Here is a 17,492-nt window from a genome sequence, read left to right as displayed (position 1 = left end):
GCCAGCAAGCCAGCAGCCGCAGCCTGCCGCCACGGCGCCCACGGCAGCGCAAACCACAGCAGAATGCCGGCCGCCAGCGCCACCGGCAGCCACAGGGCCAGCCGATCGCGTTCCGCTGCCATCATATCGTGCCAAGCTGGCATCATCGCGCCGGGCCTGATGACGGTGGGGCTGCGGTTTGGATGGCTGAAATTTGTATGGCCTGCGCCCTTCTGCTAGCTGATCGGCCGGGTTACAGCCCCATCTGGGCTGCCATCAACGCACAGGATTGGATGAAACGCGCATGAGCGCAAGCAAGCATGACATTGGCAAGGTGATCACACGGTTTGCGCCCTCGCCGACAGGTTTTCTGCATATTGGCGGCGCGCGCACGGCGCTGTTCAACTGGCTGTTTGCGCGCCACCATGGCGGCGAATTTCACCTGCGCATCGAAGATACCGACCGCGCGCGCTCAACGGAGCCGGCGATTGCCGCCATTCTCGATGGCATGGCGTGGCTGAACCTGAGCCATGATGGGGAGATCGTGTATCAGTTCAGCCGGGCCGCCCGCCATGCCGATGTGGCCCACCAGCTGCTCGCGGCCGGTCATGCCTATCGCTGTTATGCGACGCCCGCCGAACTGGAGGCGCTGCGCGAGGCCCAGCGCGCCGCCAAACAGCCGATGCGTTACGATGGCCGCTGGCGCGATCGCAGCGATTGGCCGAACGAGCTGCCCTATGTGATCCGCCTGAAGGCGCCGCGTGACGGCGCGGTGACAATCGTGGATCAAGTGCAGGGGCCGGTGACGGTGAACAATGCCGAGCTGGATGATTTCGTGCTGCTAAGGTCCGATGGCACGCCAACCTACATGCTGGCCGTGGTGGTGGACGATCACGACATGGGCGTGACCCACGTCATTCGCGGCGACGATCACCTCAACAATGCCTTCCGGCAACTGGCCCTGATCCGCGCGCTGGAGTGGCCGGAACCGATTTATGCGCATATCCCGCTGATCCACGGCAGCGACGGTGCCAAATTATCAAAGCGCCACGGCGCGTTGGGGGTTGATGCCTACCGCGATCAGCTGGGCATGCTGCCCGAAGCTGTTGAAAACTATCTGCTGCGGCTGGGCTGGGGGCACGGCGACGCCGAAACCATCAGCCGCGCGCAAGCGGTGGAATGGTTTGATCTGGCCGGTGTCGGCCGGTCGCCTTCGCGGTTTGATCAGAAAAAGCTGGAAAATCTGAACGGGCACTATCTGCGCGCCGCCGATGACATCCGGCTGGTGGCATTGATTGCGCCGCAGGTGGCAATCGCGCTGGGCCGGGATCTGACCGCGCGCGATCATGATATCTTGCAGCGCACCATGGCGGAATTGAAGAAACGTGCCAGCAACATCAATGATTTGGCCAGTGGATGCCTTTTCTATCTTCGCACCCGCCCAATAATCATGGACGATGGTGCGACCAAGCTGCTAGCGTCTGCGACGTCCGGTTTGCTTGAGCGCGCGCGAACACGATTCGCTGCGCAAACAGACTGGACGGCGGCCGCGCTCGAGGCATCGGCGCGGGCGCTGGCAGAAGAATGCGGTTTGAAGCTCGGCCAGGTTGCGCAGCCATTGCGCGCTGCGGTCACCGGGTCGGCGCAGTCGCCAGGGCTGTTTGAAGTTCTGGATGTGCTGGGCCGAGACGAGGTTCTGGGCCGAATCGATGATGTGCTGGGCTGACCGGCTGACGTGACGAACGAAAGGAATTTGGGATGACCACAGCCAATATCAGCATCGGCAGCGCCGGCGACGAATATCCGGTGCACGCCGGCAGCGTCGGTCCGCAGGTGATCGACATTCGCAAGCTTTATGCCAACACGGGCCGGTTCACCTATGATCCGGGCTTCACCAGCACCGCGAGCTGCGAATCCAAAATCACCTATATCGACGGTGATGAAGGCATTCTTCTGTATCGCGGTTACCCGATCGAACAATTGGCCGAGCAATCCAGCTTCCTGGAAGTGGCGCATCTGCTGCTGAATGGCGATCTGCCCAATGCCGAACAGAATGTGGAATTCACGCGCAATATAACGCGCCACACCATGATCCATGAGCAGCTGGCGACCTTCTATCGCGGCTTCCGGCGCGATGCTCACCCGATGGCGATCATGTGCGGCATCGTGGGCGCCATGGCGGCATTTTATCACGACAGCACCGATATCCACGATCCCAAGCAGCGTGTGATCGCATCGCACCGCATTATCGCAAAAATGCCGACGCTGGCTGCCATGGCCTACAAATATTCGATCGGGCAGCCGTTCCTGTACCCGGACAACAGCCTGTCCTTTGCCGGCAATTTCCTGCGTATGACCTTTGGCGTGCCGGCCGAGCCTTATGAGATTGATCCCGTCGTTGAAGATGCGATGGAAAAATTGCTGATCTTGCAGGCCGATCACGAACAGAATGCCTCCACATCGACGGTGCGGCTGGCTGGTTCGTCGGGCGCCAACCCGTTTGCGTGCATTTCGGCCGGCATCGCCTGCCTGTGGGGCCCTGCCCACGGCGGCGCCAACGAAGCGGCCTTGAACATGCTGCGCGAAATTGGCCGGCCGGAACGCATCCCGGAATTCATCGCGCGCGCCAAGAACAAGGATGATCCGTTCCGCCTGATGGGCTTTGGCCACCGCGTATACAAGAATTACGATCCGCGCGCCAAGGTGATGGCTGGCGTCGCCAAGAATGTGCTCGACCGGATGGGCATCAGCGACCCGATCTTCGATGTCGCCCGCGAACTTGAGCAGATTGCGCTGAACGATCCGTATTTCATTGACAAGAAACTCTATCCGAACGTCGATTTCTATTCAGGCGTCGTCATGTCGGCCATCGGCTTCCCAACCTCGATGTTCACGGTGCTGTTTGCCATCTCCCGCGCGGTTGGCTGGATTGCCCAATGGACCGAGATGATGGAAGATCCCGAGCAGCGCATCGGCCGCCCGCGCCAGCTGTACACCGGCCATGATCGCCGTGAATATGTGCCTCTGAGCCAACGAGGCTGATTGCAAATCACCAGGTGCAGCTCGCATTGGTTGAAACTTTGCAAGAGAAGCGCCGTGAAAGAGGCTGCCGGCTTGAACGGCAGCCTTTTTTCCTGTCTGTGGCGGCGATATGCACGATGTGATGACGTCCCCGCCCCCTCGCCGCTGGCCATGGTATGTCGCCATTGCTGCCAGCCTGGTGTGGACGGCTGCGATTGCGGCTGGATGGGCGGTGTACACCGGCCAGATCGTGCTGGATGCTGCCGCCATGCCGCTGATCATTGCTGGCCTGGCCGCGCTGGCACCGCTGGCAGTGATCTTGCTGGCCATGCTGCACCTGCGCGATGCCGGCGCGATTGCCGCGATCAGAGCCGAAACCGCGCACACCCGCAGCCAGCTTGCCGCCATCGATATCGACCGCAGCGCCGCCGCGCTCGCCCGGCTGGAGGCGCAACTGGACACCACTGCCAACCGGCTGGCGGATCTGGCCCGGCCGATTGCCGGCCACAACGCTGCGCTTGCTGCCGCCGCTGCGGCGCTGGAAACCGGCAACACGCAGCTGGCCGGCACCGTCGCTGCAGCCGTTACAGCCAGCGGCGCTGTTGCCGGGACCGTACCAGCCGCTACCGCGCAGGCCGAAGCGTTGATTGCCCTGCTCGATCGCGCCGACAATCAGCTGCGCGGCCAGTTGGCCGACACCGAAACCCTGCTGGCCAGCCTGTACACCCGCGCCTCCGAAGCCGACGCCGAAGCCCGCGCCGCTGCTGATACCAGCCGCGCCGGCCTGGATGCGATGGCGGCCGCTGCAAGCCGGGCGCACAGCGCCGTGGCCGAGCCGCTGGCCGAACTGAACAGCGCGCTCGATACCGCATTCACGCGCACGGCCAGTGCGGTGGATGTCGCCCGCGACGCCGTGCATGTGCACAGCAGTGCGATGCTGGCCAGCCTGGACCAGGCGCGCACTACGCTGGCGCACATCGGTGGCGATGCGGCGCGCGCAGTCGATGAGCGGCTGGTGCAATTGCAGGCGCTCGCCGCAAGCATCGCTGCCGAAATTGCAGCGGCCGGGCAAAACACCACGGCGTTGGTGACCGATCTGGGCAGCCGGGTCGAGGCGCTCGAACAGCGGCTGGGCGCTGCTGTCACTGCCAGTGCCGATGCCGTGGGCACGCTGGATGCCCGCCTGATCAGCGCCGCTGCCAATGCCGATGCGCTGGCAGCCCCGATCAGCGCCAGCGCTGCGGCATTGGCAGACGTGCAGGCCCGGCTGGATGCCATGGCACAGGCGGCCAGCCAGACAGCGGCGTTGATCGAAAAACGGCTGCCAGCCAACGCCCCGCTGCTGACCGCGCTTGGCAGCCAAATGGCCGCGTTGCAGGCCGATGCGCTGGCGCTGCTGGCCCCCATCGAAGCCGGCAGCAACACGATCGATGCTGCCACCGATCGGCTGGCGCTGGCCCGCGAAACACTGGCGGCCAGCAGCACTGATCTGGCGGCGGCCATCGCAGCGGCGCAAGCCCAATTGCGTGACATGGAAAACAGCGCCAGCCGATTGGCACTGACCACATCGGGCGAATTGATCGACAGTTTTGGCCGGGTGCGTGAAGTGGCGCAAGCGGCGGCCGGGCAGATGAAGGCCGCACTGCAAGGCGTGGTGGCCGAAGCCGAAGCCGCCCTGAACCGTGCCGCAATCGATACGGCAGAAACCGCCTTTGCCCGGCCGATCCGCCTGCGCATCGATGAACTGGTCGCAGCGCAGGGCCGCGCCGGCGATTCGGCGCAAGTGGCGGCCGAGCGCGTTGCGCAGCGGCTGGTGGCGCTGACGCGCACGATTTCCGAAGTTGAGGCGCATGTGGATGCCGTGGAAACCCGCGCCGATGTGCGGGCCCGCAACGCGCTGGGCCGCCGCGCCAACGCGCTAATCGACACGCTGCAATCCAGCGCAGTCGATCTGGCGAAATTGCTGGCGTTTGATATCGATGATCAGGCCTGGCGGGATTACGCTGCGGGCGATCGCAGCGCTATTGCCCGCCGCCTGGCCACCGGCCTTGATCACGGCACCGGCCGACAATTCGTGCGCCATTTTAGCCATGACACCGAATTTCGCAACGAAGCCAGCCGTTTCCTGAACGAATTCGAAGCCTTGGTCAGCGAAATCGTCCCTGACCGCGGCGGCGAGGCGCTGGGCGCGACCCTGCTGTCGTCCACCTACGGCAAACTGTATCTGGCAATCGGGCAGGCAGCGGGCCGATTCAATTAGCGGCAACACAAGGGACGCATGTGATGGCACGAATTCTGGTTACTGGCGCGCGGCGCGGGATTGGTCGCGAAATCACCCTCACGCTGGCCCGCGCCGGCCACGACGTGGTGGCGACCATGCGGGACACCAGCGGCAGCGACCTTGCCGATATCGCAGCGCAGGAGCAGCTGGCGATCAGCTTGGCGGTGTTGGATGTCGATGTTGATGCCGCGGTTGCTGCGCTGTTTGCCCAGCCGGGCATGGCCGCCATCGATGTGCTGATCAACAACGCCGGCATCCTTTCGATCAACGCCCTTGAGGACGAGACCATCGCCATGATGCAGGCGGTGATGAACACCAATTTCTTTGGCCCGGTACGGTGCATGAAGGCCGTGGTGCCGGCCATGCGCATGCGCCGGCAGGGCCTGATCATCAACATCACGTCGATCGCCGGGCAAATGGCGGCCTTTACCCACAGCGCCTACGCCTCGTCGAAATTTGCGTTGGAGGCAGCGAGCGAAGCGCTGGCGCAGGAATTGGCGCCCTTTGGGGTACGGGTCGCGCTCATCGAGCCGGGGATCATCGCCACCGATATGGCCGTCGCCAATCTGCCGCAGCCGCGCACTGATAGCGCCTATCCGCATGGCGGCCGCATGGTGGCGATGAACGCCGATGCGAAGAACGGCACGTCGCCCGCGGTGGTGGCCAATGCCGTGCTTGATATCGTCGATGGCCGCAACATCGCCTTCCGGACGCGGTGCGGCCAGGATGCCGAGATGTTTTTGGCCATGCGCAGCAGCATGAGCGACGAAGCCTGGATCGCCATGAGCGACACGCTGGACGATGGTGTGTTTTTCGGCCGCATGATGGCCGCAATGCAGGGCTGATCGCCGGCCAGATGACCGTCAGGGCGGCAGTCTTGTCCATCTGGCGGACGCCGCTGTTCCCCTCTATGCTCGCTCCTGTGTCGTCTCGATCGTTCACGCGGAAGGCAACTTCGACCATCGCATTGGTGATCGTGTTGCTGTTTCTGGCCGCGATCCCCGTCGTGTTCGTGGTGGAGCGCGGCCACTCCGAAACCGAAGCGCTGGCCGCGCTCGATGCCTTTGGCCGCAATGTCGCTGCCGATCAGCAGCGGCGATTCGTCAAGATTGCAGCGATCGAAAACAAGGCAGCGATCAGCATGCGCAAGCTGATGGCGGCGCCGCGGCCGCTGGCAGCAGCCGCCTTCAACGCCGATTTTCCGATGGCCAAGGACGGCACGCGCCGCAGCAGGCCGGCGCTTTTTGACGGCGAGGTGCGGCCAGACGGCAGCATCGTGACCGGTGTGGGTGCCTATATTTCCCACGGCGACGACATGCCGGCAGCGCGGCTGCGCACCTTGCTGGCGGCCTTCGACTCGTTGCAGGCGACCAGTGGCGGCATCGGCCCGGAATTGACCAGCCTGTATTTCTTCACGCCAGACAATGACATCATCATCCACGCGCCCGGCCGGGAAGACCGGCTGCGATTTTACCGGCAGACTGCCCCCGCCAGCCTGAATTTCCAGCAGTCCAGCGTCGCCCGGATCATGACACCGGCCAACAATCCGGATCGCCGTTTGCGGTGCACCGATCTGGAAGAGGCGACATACGATCCCAGTGGCAAGACCTGGACCACTGGCTGCATGACGCCGATGGATATCGCTGGCCGCCACATCGGCAGTTGGGGCGTCAGCCTGTTGCTGCACGAATTGTTCGCCGGCGGCATTCCGGCCGGGCCGCCCGGTGCCCGGACCGTGATCGTTTCGAAGGCGGGCCGATTGATCTTTGATCCGGCACTGACCGTCCAGTCGGCCAAGGCCACGGGCCGGCATCTTGATCTGACCAATGCCAGTGATCCGCGTTCCCGCGCGCTCTGGGCGTTCATCCAGGCGCAGAACGGCAAATCGCGTTTTACCGGCCTTGTGCCCCAGCTTGATGCCTATGTGGCGCTCAACCCGGTCGAGACGCCGGGCTGGCATGTTGTCACCTATTTCCCGCGCAAGGCTGTTGTCGCGCAATCCCTGCGCGCGGCCTTGACGCTGCTCGCCGTCGGCTTGATCGTCGTGGCTGCGCTGATCCTGTTGATCTGGCAGTTGATGCGCCGCACCGTCGGGGAACCACTGCTGGCGCTGGCGGTGCGGGCCGAAGACATTGCGGCCAGGTCAGGGCATCGCGTGACGCCGTTGCCGATTGATCCGGATGTGCCTGAAGAAGTCGCACGATTGAGTGCCAGTTTCGATGCCATGGAAGACGCCATTGATACCGAACGCAAGCGTTTGAAGCGATCCTTCGACCTGCTTGCGCAGTCGGTCCAAAACCATGCGATCTACATGCTCGATCGAACTGGCCGCATCATTAACTGGAACCGCGGTGCCGAAAGCATGACCGGCTTTGCCGCAAATGCCATGCTGGGCCAATCCATTGCTTTGCTGGTGCCGGACGATGGTGAAGCCGGCGCAGCTGCGCCCAGTGCGTTGCAACAGGCGGCGCGAGCAAACGGCCGGGCCATTGCCGAAGGCTGGCGCAAACGGCGGGACGGCAGCCGGTTCTGGGCATCGATCGTAACCGAAGCGATCATGGATGAAGCCGAACAGCTAATCGGCTTTGCCGAAATAATGCGTGACATCAGCGATGACCGGCAGCAGCGCCTGCAACTGGAAGAAAGCCTGCGCCTGCTCACATTGGCCGAGGACATGGCGGCAATCGGCCATTGGCGCTACCGCATCGGGCAGGACCGTGTCGAATGGTCGGCAGGCACCTATCGCATCCATGGCGTGGCCGAGGGCACCGCTGTGACCATGGCGATGGTCATGGAATTTTATGCGCCGGCGCAGCGATCCGGCGTCGAATCAATGATCGGGGCGCTGATCAAGGACGGCAAGCCGGGCCGAACCACCAGCGAGATCATCCGGGCCGATGGCGTGCTCCGCCGCGTCGTCATCGAATCGCGGCCGGAGCGGGACGAAGCTGGCGATTTGGTCTCGATCTTTGGCGTCATGCGCGACATCACCGAAGAAAGCGACGCCAAGCGCCGGCTGACCGAAGCCCGCGAAGCCGCCGATGCCGCCGCGCAAGCCCGCGCCGAACTGCTGACCACTGTCAGCCATGAGATTCGCACCCCGATGACCGGCATCATCGGCATGCTCGATCTGATGGCGGAAACCGGCGGGCAACTCCCCGAATCCATGTCATTTGCCGGGATTGCGCGCTCGGCCCGCACGCTGATGGTGGTGCTGGATGATGTGCTGGAGCATTCGCGGATGGAGAGCGGCGCACTGCGCCTCGAATCCGTCGCGTTCGATCTCGGTGACGTCATCGAGCAAACTGCACAGATGTTTCGGCCGCTCGCCGCAGCGAAGGGCGTCACGATCATTGCACCGGCGGCTGGCCTTGGCCGGGCAAAGGGTGATCCCTCGCGGCTGCAGCAGATCTTGTCGAACCTGGTGGGCAATGCGGTCAAATTCACGGCGCAAGGCAGTGTCCGAGTGGCAGGCACGCGCCTTGAGGGCGATGTGGTACGGATCGAGGTTCATGACAGCGGCATCGGAATTGCCGCCGATGTGCTGCCCAAGCTGTTCACGCCGTTTCAGCAAGCCGAGCCCGGCATTGCCCGCACCCATGGCGGCACCGGCCTGGGCCTGTCGATCAGCCGCCGGCTGGCCGAGGCGATGGGCGGCCGGATCGGCGTGACCAGCACGCCGGGCGTTGGCAGTTGCTTCTGGCTCGAGCTTGGCTTGCCCATCGTTGCCGCTGGCGCCGCAGATACCGGCGCCGCGCCCGTTCTGATCAATGCAGCCGGCGCTGCGCCGCGGGTGCTGGTGGTGGAGGACAATGCCACGACGCGGCAGGTGACCGAAGCGCATTTGCAGGCGCTGGGCTGTGACGCTGTGCTGGTTGCTGATGGCATGGCGGCACTGGCCCACCTGTTTGCTGGCGATTTCGATGTGGTGTTGATGGACAATCAATTGCCGGTGCTGGACGGGGCGGCGGCGATAGGGCTGGTTCGGCTGTTGCCGGGCGCTGCGGGCCGCGTTGCGATTATCGGATTTACCGCCGGCACCGGCGCGGCGTCGCACCTGCTGGAGGCCGCAGGCGCAGACGGCATTTTGCCCAAACCTTTTGACCGGCAACGTCTGGCCGAAAGCCTGGGGGCAGTGCTGTCGCGTGCGCCTGTTGCCGGCGAAACCGATCCCGCATCGGCTCTGCAGGCGCTGCTGGCTTCGTTACCGGCGGCGGCGCGGGCAGGGCTTGCCAAAAGCGTGGTGGCCGATGTGACGCGGCAATCGCTGCTGCTGGTTGCGGCGCTTTCGGACGCTGATCGCGCCGCGGCGCAACGTGCGCTGCACGCCCTGGCGGGGCTGGGCCACACGCTGGGCGACACGCCGCTGGCGGCGCGCTGTGCCTTTGGTGAGGCGCTGGTGGCGGCGGTCGATCCGGCGCTGTGCCAATGGCTTGGCACGGCCATTCAGGCCCAGACCGATGCTGTTCTGCAGCGGGTTGCAAATTCATTGGCGACTGCATCATGACCGATAACCAAGCGGATCTGGCTGCGGCCTATGCCTTGCTGGAACGCCGCCTGAAACGCGCGGAGGCAGCGCGCGGCGAGGCGGAATCGCTGCTGGAACGCCGCTCGCGGGAGCTGGATCGCAGCAACCGCGACCTGCGCCAGCGCGAACAGATACTGGTTGCGCAGCTTGACGCTGGCAATCGCAACCTGCTGCAAGCGCAGCGGCTGGGCGGCATTGCCAGCTTTTTCGGGACGGAGGGCGAAAGCTTCCGGGCGTCGGAGTCCCTCGCCGACATCATCGGGCAACCGGCCGATCGCGCCGTGACGGTGACCGATGTGGCGCGGGTTCTGCACCCGCTTGATAGGGACCGTATCGTGGCTGTGCAGGCAGATGTCTTTGCCAATGCTGAGTTTGGCAATGAGTATGTTTACGAATTCCGCATCATTCGGCCGGATGGGTCGCTACGCTGGCTGCGCTGGTCGGTCAGCCGCAACCTGTCGCAGGACAATCGATCGACGATTTCGGGAACGGTGCAGGATATCACGGTGCAGCGCGCTGCCCAGCGGCGCGCCGAGGCGCTGCAATTGGTCAGCCAGCGCACGCTGCGGCGGCTTTGGCGGTCGGACGCAATGCTCGCCCAGCGGGTGATCGAGCTTGAACTGAGCGCCGCCGCCCTGGCCGCAAGTCATGCCCGAACCGAAGCGGCGTATGTTTCGAAAAATCAGTTTCTGGCCAGGATGAGCCACAAGATCCGCACGCCGATGAACGGCGTGCTCGGCATGATGACGGCGCTGGCGCAAACGCGGCTTGATCCGGCGCAGGAACGCCAGTTGCAATTGGCGCGTGCAGCGGGCGACGAATTGCGCATATTAATCGACGAGATCATCGATATTGCCGATGCCGAGACCGATCACGGATCAACGCCGGCGCCCAAGCCCGTTTCGCAAGTGGCTATCGACGATCTGCCGCTTGTCGTGGCCGGGCGGCGACCACGGATCATGGTGGCCGAAGATATCGAAACCAACCAGATCGTGCTGACCAGCATGCTGGAAGCCATCGGGTGCGAGCATCTTGTGGTGGGCAATGGCGCGCTGGCGCTGGCGGCGGCGCAATTGGGCGGGATCGATGCCATCTTGATGGACATCCAGATGCCGGTGATGGACGGCGCCGAGGCGACGCGGCAGATCAGGCTGCTGGATGGCACGGCTGGCACCGTCCCGATCATCGGCGTGACGGCGCAGGCCATCCAGTCCGAGCGGGAAGCGTTGCGGCGTGCCGGCATGAACGAATGTCTGGCCAAACCGATCACCGTGCCGCTGCTGAAGCAGGCACTGCGGGCAGTTCTGGCCCAGAAGCCAGTGATCAACGCGCAGATCTTCCTGGCCGCCATGGAAGCGCTGCCGGAGGGCCGCCGTGCCAGGCTGTTTGACCAGGTCGCGCGCGACCTGACGCAGCTGGCGGATGATTTCGCCGCCGGGACGGCAAATGCCGACGCCGAGGCTGTGCGCCGGGCGCGGCACAGCCTGATCGGCGTTGCCAGCAATTTTGGCGTCGAACGGCTGACCGTTTTGTTGGCGGCAAGCCGAGACACGCCGCATCCCGGCGCTGACACGGCAGCGGCGCTTTGCGCCATCGTGGAAACGGCGATAGTGGATGGCCGCGCACTGTTGACAGCCGCCGTGCCCCACAACCGCCGCGCCACCGATCAATAGGCGCCGCGCCCGCCGATAACCGCCGGGATCGTGCGCAGCAGTAGCCCGACATCGGTCATCAGGCTGCGCACGCCGAGGTAGGCGATGTCCATTTCGACCTGTTGCTCGAACGCGATTTCGGCGCGGCCCGACACCTGCCAGATGCAGGTGATGCCGGGTTTGCCGCCCAGACGCTGCCAGCTGCGGCCAGCATAGGTCGCCACTTCGCTGGGCAGGGCCGGACGCGGGCCGACGAGTGACATGTCGCCGATCAGGACGTTGATGATCTGCGGCAGCTCATCGAGGGAAAAGCGCCGGATGACCGCGCCGACCCTGGTGATGCGGGGATCGCGGCGCATCTTGAAACAGACACTGTCGCGCTCGTTCTGCTCCAACAGAGCCGCCCGGCGCGCTTCGGCATCGATATGCATCGACCGGAACTTGAGCATGGTAAACGGCCGACCATTCCATCCAATGCGGGTCTGGCGGAACAGCACCGGGCCGCGATCCTCAATCTTGATGGCCAGCGCAACACCGAGCAGAACCGGCACCAGCAGCAGCAGCAGCAGCGCCGATGCGGCAATATCAACGCCGCGCTTGATGCTGGCCCCGATGTTCGCGGCCAGGCCCGTTGCCCGGTAGGCATGGCGCAGCGCGTGGCCAACAAACACCAGATTGCCAAGCAGATAGCGGCGTGCCAGCCGCCGCGGCTCCTGCCACAGGCGCCACGTCCATTCACAGCCCAGCCGGCGCAGCAGCAGCGGCGCGCGCGGAATCCGGCCGGAATAATAATCGAACAGACCGCCGACACCGAGCAACAGCGGCACATCGATCCGATCACGGTGCCGGGCGATCCACAGCTCCTGGCGCGGCACGCCAAAGCCGACAAACAGGATCGCAGCACCTGATGCGTTGATTGCGTCAACCACAGCGTCATTTTCGCTGTCGGAAAAATAACCGTGCTGGGTGCCGGCAATTATCAGATTCGGAAATCGTGCCTGCATTGCCGCTGCTGCGGCGGCGGCAATGCCGGGGCTGCCACCGATCAGGAAGATCGCGGCACCGCGCGCCGCAGCGTGTTCGCAGATATGGGGAAACAGATCGGTGCCGTTCAGATTGTCGCCGGTGTGCGTGCCGGCAAGACGCGCAGCGAGGCGAATGCCGGATCCATCGGGTAACAGCGCGTCGCTGTCCCGCAGGGTCGCTGCATAGTCATCGCGTTGGTTGGCAAGATTGACGCAATGCGCATTGACGAAGTTGACGACCATCGGAACCCCCTGGCCCGCCAGATTGACGAGCGCGTCAGCGGTTTCGCGGCGGCTGGCATCGAGCAGCGACAGATCGAACAGCGGCGTGTCGAGGCTTTCGGATTTGGGATCGAAATCATGATTTTGGCGCATCGGTCATTCCCTGACAGGTTGAGCTTGAGTGTTGCTATTGGTTAAGCACGAAGCGTGCCAAGTTCGTGCCCTGTGCCGGCTTGGGCGCAAATCGCCCCGAAATGCGACATTCGTCTCAGGCTGCACCTAAGAACGTTGCAATATCCAACAACCCCGGTGCTTTTTGCAGGCGCTGGCTGCCACATGCCCGGCGGCGGTGCTTGGCACGCTTCTTGAATAGTCATGAGCAGAACGGCCGATCATGGCCGACACAAGGACTGCTTCATGCCACTCAGCGCTATCAAGGCCAGACAGACCGAAGACGGGAACGCCTTGCTGCGCGGCCTGGCGGCCTATGGCTCCGCCGAATTGGTGGTGCGCGTCACCCGTATCCTGACCGTGATCGTCATTGCGCGCCGGCTGTCCCCTGAACTGATGGGAGCAGCAGCGCTGGCGCTGTCATTGTTCGAGCTGGTGCGGGTGCTGGCCAATGCCGGGATCGGCCAGCGGATCATTGCGGCGCCCGAGGCGCTGCTGGCAGCGACGTGCAACAGCGCGCATCGGCTGTTCTGGATCTGGTGCCCGATGATCACGGTGCTGCAACTGGCGCTGGCTGCCCTGCTCTCCGCCACCCAGCCGGCGGCAGCGGCGATGCTGGCGCTGCTCAGCCTGGTCTATCTCACCATGCCGGCCGGTCTGGTTCAGGTGTTCTTGTTGATGCGCGAGGGCCGGCTGACCACGACCGCACGGATCGGCGCCACCCAGACGCTCGCTGACCATCTGCTCACCCTGGTGCTGGTGCTGGCCTGGCCTGATCCCGCCAGCATCGCCTTTGCCATCGTGCTGCCCAAGCTGCTGACCACGCCGATCTGGCTGGCAGCGGTGCGCCGGGCGCGGCCCTGGGTGCGTGATGCTGCCGCCGGCTTTGTGCCTGCCGCCGGCTTCGTGCGCTTTGGCGCCGGGGTGCTGGCAACCGAAATTGCCGGCGCGGCGCGTGCCCAGATCGACAAGCTGATCATCAGCGCCCTGCTGGGCGTCAAGGCGCTGGGCATCTGGTATTTCGCCTTCAACGCCGGACTTGGGATTACCACATCGTTCGTCAGCGCGTTTGGGACGGTGCTGTTTCCCTGGTTGTGCAAGGCAATCGACCGTGAAGCCCGGGCCCTGCGCTATCGCCGCGGCCTCCTCATCGGACTTGCAGTGTTCCTGCCGATGACGCTGGCGCAGGTGTTGCTCGCGCCGATTTATGTCCCGCTGCTGTTCGGCAGCCAGTGGACCGATGCGGCGCCGCTGGTGGCGTTGCTCGGGCTGGCAGCCCTGCCGATGGTGGCATCGGCCGCCACCACCGCCTGGTTGCGGGCCGATGGTGCCACCAGCCTTGATGCGGCGATCAGCACAACGGCGACCATCGCCGCGCTGGCTGCACTGGCCCTGGCGGCTCCGCACGGCCTGTCTATGGCCGCGGCGGCCTATGTCGCCGGGTTGGCGCTGATCCTGGTGCCCGCCACCATCGCTGTGTTCACCCGGTCCACGGCCGGCACCCGCCTCAGCAGCCCCCTCCCCAGCGTCATCACCAACAAGGAAAACTTCGCATGACCAGCCCGCATTTTTCGGTGATCATCCCCATGTTCAATGCCATTGGTTCGCTTGGCCCGACCGTTGCCAGCGTGCTTGAGCAGTCCGACCCGGATTTCGAACTGATCATTGTCGATGATGGTTCGGCCGACAACAGTGTCGCCATCGCGTTGGCCATGGCGGCCATAGATGACCGCATCCGCGTCGTGTCGCAGGCCAACGCCGGCCCGGCGGCGGCGCGCAACCTGGGCGTTGAACTGGCGCGCGGCGGCTTGCTGGCGTTCCTTGATGCCGACGATATCTGGCACCAGGACAAGCTGGCCTGCCACCGGGCATTCCACAACGCCAACGCTGATGTTGGTGTCAGCTATGCCCGTATCGCCTTTCTGGAGGCAGGACGCGCGCCCGGCACCACGGCCCGCACCGAATCGACGGTTCCACCCGGCCCGCTGACGGTGACGCAGCTGATTGGTGAAAACCCGGTGTGCACAACCTCAAATGTCGTGGTCACCCGCGCCTGTATCGATGCGGTTGGCGGATTTCGCGCTGGCATGGGCTATGCCGAGGATCAGGAATGGCTGGCGCGCGTTGCCGCTGCGGGCTTTGGCGTTTGCGGCATCGATCGCCTGCTGGTGGAATATCGTCTGTCGCCCACTGGCCTGTCATCCAATCTGCGCCGCATGTACCGCGGCTGGCGGCGGCTGGCCCATCAACACCGCGCCAGCATCGATCTTGCCGCTGCCGAGGCGGTATACTGCCGCTATCTGGCCCGGCGCGCGCTCCGCAGCGGCGGCCCTGCCGCCGATGCGCTGAATTTCGCGCTGCGCGGCATGCGCCGCAACGCACCGGCCTTTCTCGCCGACCGCCGCCGCGGCGGCCTTACCCTGGCCGGCGCCTTCGTCGGCATGCTGTTGCCGGCGACGATGCGCGCCCGGCTGTTTGCCTGAACCCGAACCCACGAAAAGGACACCAGAACAATGAACAACATGCCACTCATTTCGGTCATCATGCCGGTCTATAATGTCGAAGAATATGTTGGCGAAGCCATCCAGTCGGTGATCGATCAAAGCTTTGCCAATTGGGAGCTGCTGATCATCGACGATGGCGGCCAGGATGCAAGCATGGTTATCTGCCGGATGTTCACCGACAAGCGTATTCGTATCATCAGCCAGGCCAATCGCGGCCTTGCCGGCGCGCGCAACACCGGGATTGCTGCGGCGCGCGGAAACTATATCGCGCTGCTCGATTCCGATGACCGCTGGGATCGCAACAAGTTGCTGATGCACATGATCCATCTGGAGGCCGACAGCTCGGTTGATGTCAGCTATGCCGGTTCGCGCATGATCGATGCCGCCGGCCAGCCCTTGCAGACCGCCATGCGCCCGCAATTGACCGGCATCACGGCGGCCGACATCCTGAAGCGCAATCCGGTCGGCAATGGCTCGGCGGCGGTGATGCGCCGCTCGTCGCTCAACCGCGCGGCCTTTGCGCATCCCGATGTGCCTGGGCGCACCTGCTGGTTTGACGAAAGCTTCCGCCAGTCGGAGGATATCGAACTCTGGCTGCGCCTGTCTGCGGCCCATGGCTGCCGGTTCGAAGGCATCGACGGCTTGCTGACCGATTATCGCATCATCGCCGGCGGCCTGTCGGCCAACATCGCCCGCCAGTATGAAAGCTGGGAACGCGCCATCGCCAAGTCCGCCCAGGCAGCGCCGCAGTTGATCGCGCGCCACGGCCGGCAGGCAATGGCCTATCAGCTGCGCTATCTGGCGCGCCGGGCCATCCAGCTTGGCGACGGCGGTTTTGCCTGGTCGCTGTCACTGCAGGCGCTGCGCGCCGGCCCGGCGATGATGCTGGCCGAGCCACGCAAGACCCTGACGACGCTGGCAGCGGCGCTGGCAGCACGCCTGCTGCCGCCGGCACAATTCCAGGCGCTGACGGCGCGCTACCTTGGCAATGGCGCAGCGGCATGACGCGGCTGCGCTGTGTGCATCTGTGCGATGATTTCGCACTGGGAGGCGTTGCCAAGGGGTTGAGTGTCTATGCACACCCCGATCTGGCGGCGCAGATCGACAGCCAGGTGCTGCCGGCCGACCCGCGCCAGCGCCTGGCGCCGCGGCTGGCCACCGATATCATCTTCACGCATTTTCCGCCGAGCTGGCAGGCCTTGCCGTTTCTCGCTTCGCTGCGGCTGCGCAATCCAGCTGCCCGGCTGATCCATATCGAGCACAGCTACACCGGCGCCTGGGAAGCCGCCAAGGTCGCCAATCCACGGCGGTTTCGCACCATGCTGCGCCTGGCCTGTCGGTTGTTCGATGAAGTTGTTGCGGTGTCGCATGGCCAGGCGCGCTGGCTGCGCGCGGCCACCGGGCTGAAAGCAGACAAGCTGCAAGTGCTCCATCCCTGGAGCGGCAGCCAGCAGCTCGACCGGGTGGCCCTGCCGACAATCGCGCCTGAGCGTCCGCTGGTGCTTGGCGCCTTTGGCCGCTTCAGCGAGCAAAAGGGCTTCGACACGCTGATCGACGCGATGGCGCAGCTTGATCCGGCCCGGTTCAGCTTGCTGCTCGGCGGCTTTGGCGCCGATGATGCGGCGCTGCGGGCGCAGGCTGCTGGCCTGCCGCACGTCCACTTTGTCGGCAAGGTCGGTGATGTGCCCGAATTCCTGTCGCGCTGCGATGTCATCGTGGTGCCATCACGCTGGGAAGCCTTTGGCCAGGTTGTCGCCGAAGCCAAGCTGGCTGGGCGCGCCGTGCTGGTCGCCGATGTTGATGGCATGCCCGAACAAGTGGGCGATGCCGGCGTGATCGCCGATTGCAGCACGGCCGAAACACTGGCGGCGGCCATGGCCGCGCTGCCGGCACAGCCGCTGGCCGCGATGGGCATTGCCGGGCGCCAGATCATGCTGACCGCCGAGCGCGAGCGGATCGCTGCCTGGCAGGCGCTGTTTGCGCGCCATCAACCCGTTGCAGCGGCCTGACCGGCCCGGGCCGCCGCGCCAACCAGCACCAGCGCCGGCCAGAACAAATAGGCCAGCACTTCGAGGTTTTCGCCAAAGCTGTAGAGAAACAGCACCAGCA

Annotated in this window: 11 protein-coding genes; 10 read left to right on the top strand and 1 reads right to left on the bottom strand. The window is 64.6% G+C overall.

The genetic code is table 11. The annotated features are described in order from the left end of the window. Window positions 1-283 precede the first annotated feature (283 nt). From gltX to ABWP50_RS03735, 6 genes are all read left to right on the top strand, one after another. Window positions 284-1,705: a glutamate--tRNA ligase gene (gene gltX, locus ABWP50_RS03760; protein ID WP_353216653.1), complete on the top strand. Its 1,422-nt coding sequence runs from the start codon at window positions 284-286 to the stop codon at window positions 1,703-1,705. Between the two features lie 32 nt (window positions 1,706-1,737). Next, complete coding sequence (locus ABWP50_RS03755; RefSeq protein ID WP_353216652.1) at window positions 1,738-3,021, top strand: citrate synthase; 1,284 nt, start codon at window positions 1,738-1,740, stop codon at window positions 3,019-3,021. A 109-nt stretch (window positions 3,022-3,130) separates the two neighbouring features. Continuing rightward, window positions 3,131-5,260 carry a hypothetical protein gene (locus ABWP50_RS03750; RefSeq protein ID WP_353216651.1) on the top strand — a complete coding sequence of 710 codons (2,130 nt, stop codon included), beginning with the start codon at window positions 3,131-3,133 and terminating at the stop codon, window positions 5,258-5,260. 23 nt (window positions 5,261-5,283) lie between these two features. Continuing rightward, window positions 5,284-6,126: an SDR family NAD(P)-dependent oxidoreductase gene (locus tag ABWP50_RS03745; RefSeq protein ID WP_353216650.1), complete on the top strand. Its 843-nt coding sequence runs from the start codon at window positions 5,284-5,286 to the stop codon at window positions 6,124-6,126. A 125-nt stretch (window positions 6,127-6,251) separates the two neighbouring features. Next, window positions 6,252-9,788 carry an ATP-binding protein gene (locus ABWP50_RS03740; RefSeq protein ID WP_353216649.1) on the top strand — a complete coding sequence of 1,179 codons (3,537 nt, stop codon included), beginning with the start codon at window positions 6,252-6,254 and terminating at the stop codon, window positions 9,786-9,788. Then, the gene (locus ABWP50_RS03735) at window positions 9,785-11,482 is read left to right on the top strand and encodes a response regulator (protein WP_353216648.1); all 1,698 of its coding nucleotides are present in this window, start codon (window positions 9,785-9,787) and stop codon (window positions 11,480-11,482) included. Before ABWP50_RS03740 ends, ABWP50_RS03735 begins: the two co-directional genes overlap by 4 nt. Here the strand turns inward: ABWP50_RS03735 and ABWP50_RS03730 are convergent. Next, window positions 11,476-12,861, bottom strand: coding sequence for a WecB/TagA/CpsF family glycosyltransferase (locus ABWP50_RS03730; protein WP_353216647.1), 1,386 nt, complete (start codon window positions 12,859-12,861; stop codon window positions 11,476-11,478). The two genes, ABWP50_RS03735 and ABWP50_RS03730, sit on opposite strands and share 7 nt — an antisense overlap. 264 nt (window positions 12,862-13,125) lie before the next feature. Here ABWP50_RS03730 and ABWP50_RS03725 point away from each other — a divergent pair, with 264 nt between their 5' ends. Genes ABWP50_RS03725 through ABWP50_RS03710 form a run of 4 tightly spaced genes read left to right on the top strand, consistent with a single transcriptional unit; the run spans window position 13,126 to window position 17,392 of the window. Then, the gene (locus tag ABWP50_RS03725) at window positions 13,126-14,436 is read left to right on the top strand and encodes an oligosaccharide flippase family protein (protein ID WP_353216646.1); all 1,311 of its coding nucleotides are present in this window, start codon (window positions 13,126-13,128) and stop codon (window positions 14,434-14,436) included. Next, the gene (locus ABWP50_RS03720; RefSeq protein ID WP_353216645.1) at window positions 14,433-15,362 is read left to right on the top strand and encodes a glycosyltransferase family 2 protein; all 930 of its coding nucleotides are present in this window, start codon (window positions 14,433-14,435) and stop codon (window positions 15,360-15,362) included. Before ABWP50_RS03725 ends, ABWP50_RS03720 begins: the two co-directional genes overlap by 4 nt. 30 nt (window positions 15,363-15,392) lie before the next feature. Next, window positions 15,393-16,388 (top strand): glycosyltransferase family 2 protein, encoded by a 996-nt coding sequence (locus ABWP50_RS03715; RefSeq protein WP_353216644.1) that lies wholly within the window; start codon window positions 15,393-15,395, stop codon window positions 16,386-16,388. Beyond that, the gene (locus tag ABWP50_RS03710) at window positions 16,385-17,392 is read left to right on the top strand and encodes a glycosyltransferase (RefSeq protein WP_353216643.1); all 1,008 of its coding nucleotides are present in this window, start codon (window positions 16,385-16,387) and stop codon (window positions 17,390-17,392) included. The genes ABWP50_RS03715 and ABWP50_RS03710 overlap by 4 nt, the downstream gene beginning before the upstream one ends. Window positions 17,393-17,492 lie beyond the last annotated feature (100 nt).

It is taken from the genome of Sandarakinorhabdus sp. (assembly GCF_040398645.1).
In the GTDB taxonomy this organism is placed as follows: Bacteria; Pseudomonadota; Alphaproteobacteria; order Sphingomonadales; family Sphingomonadaceae; genus Sandarakinorhabdus.
This window is presented reverse-complemented; position numbering and strand designations above follow the sequence as displayed.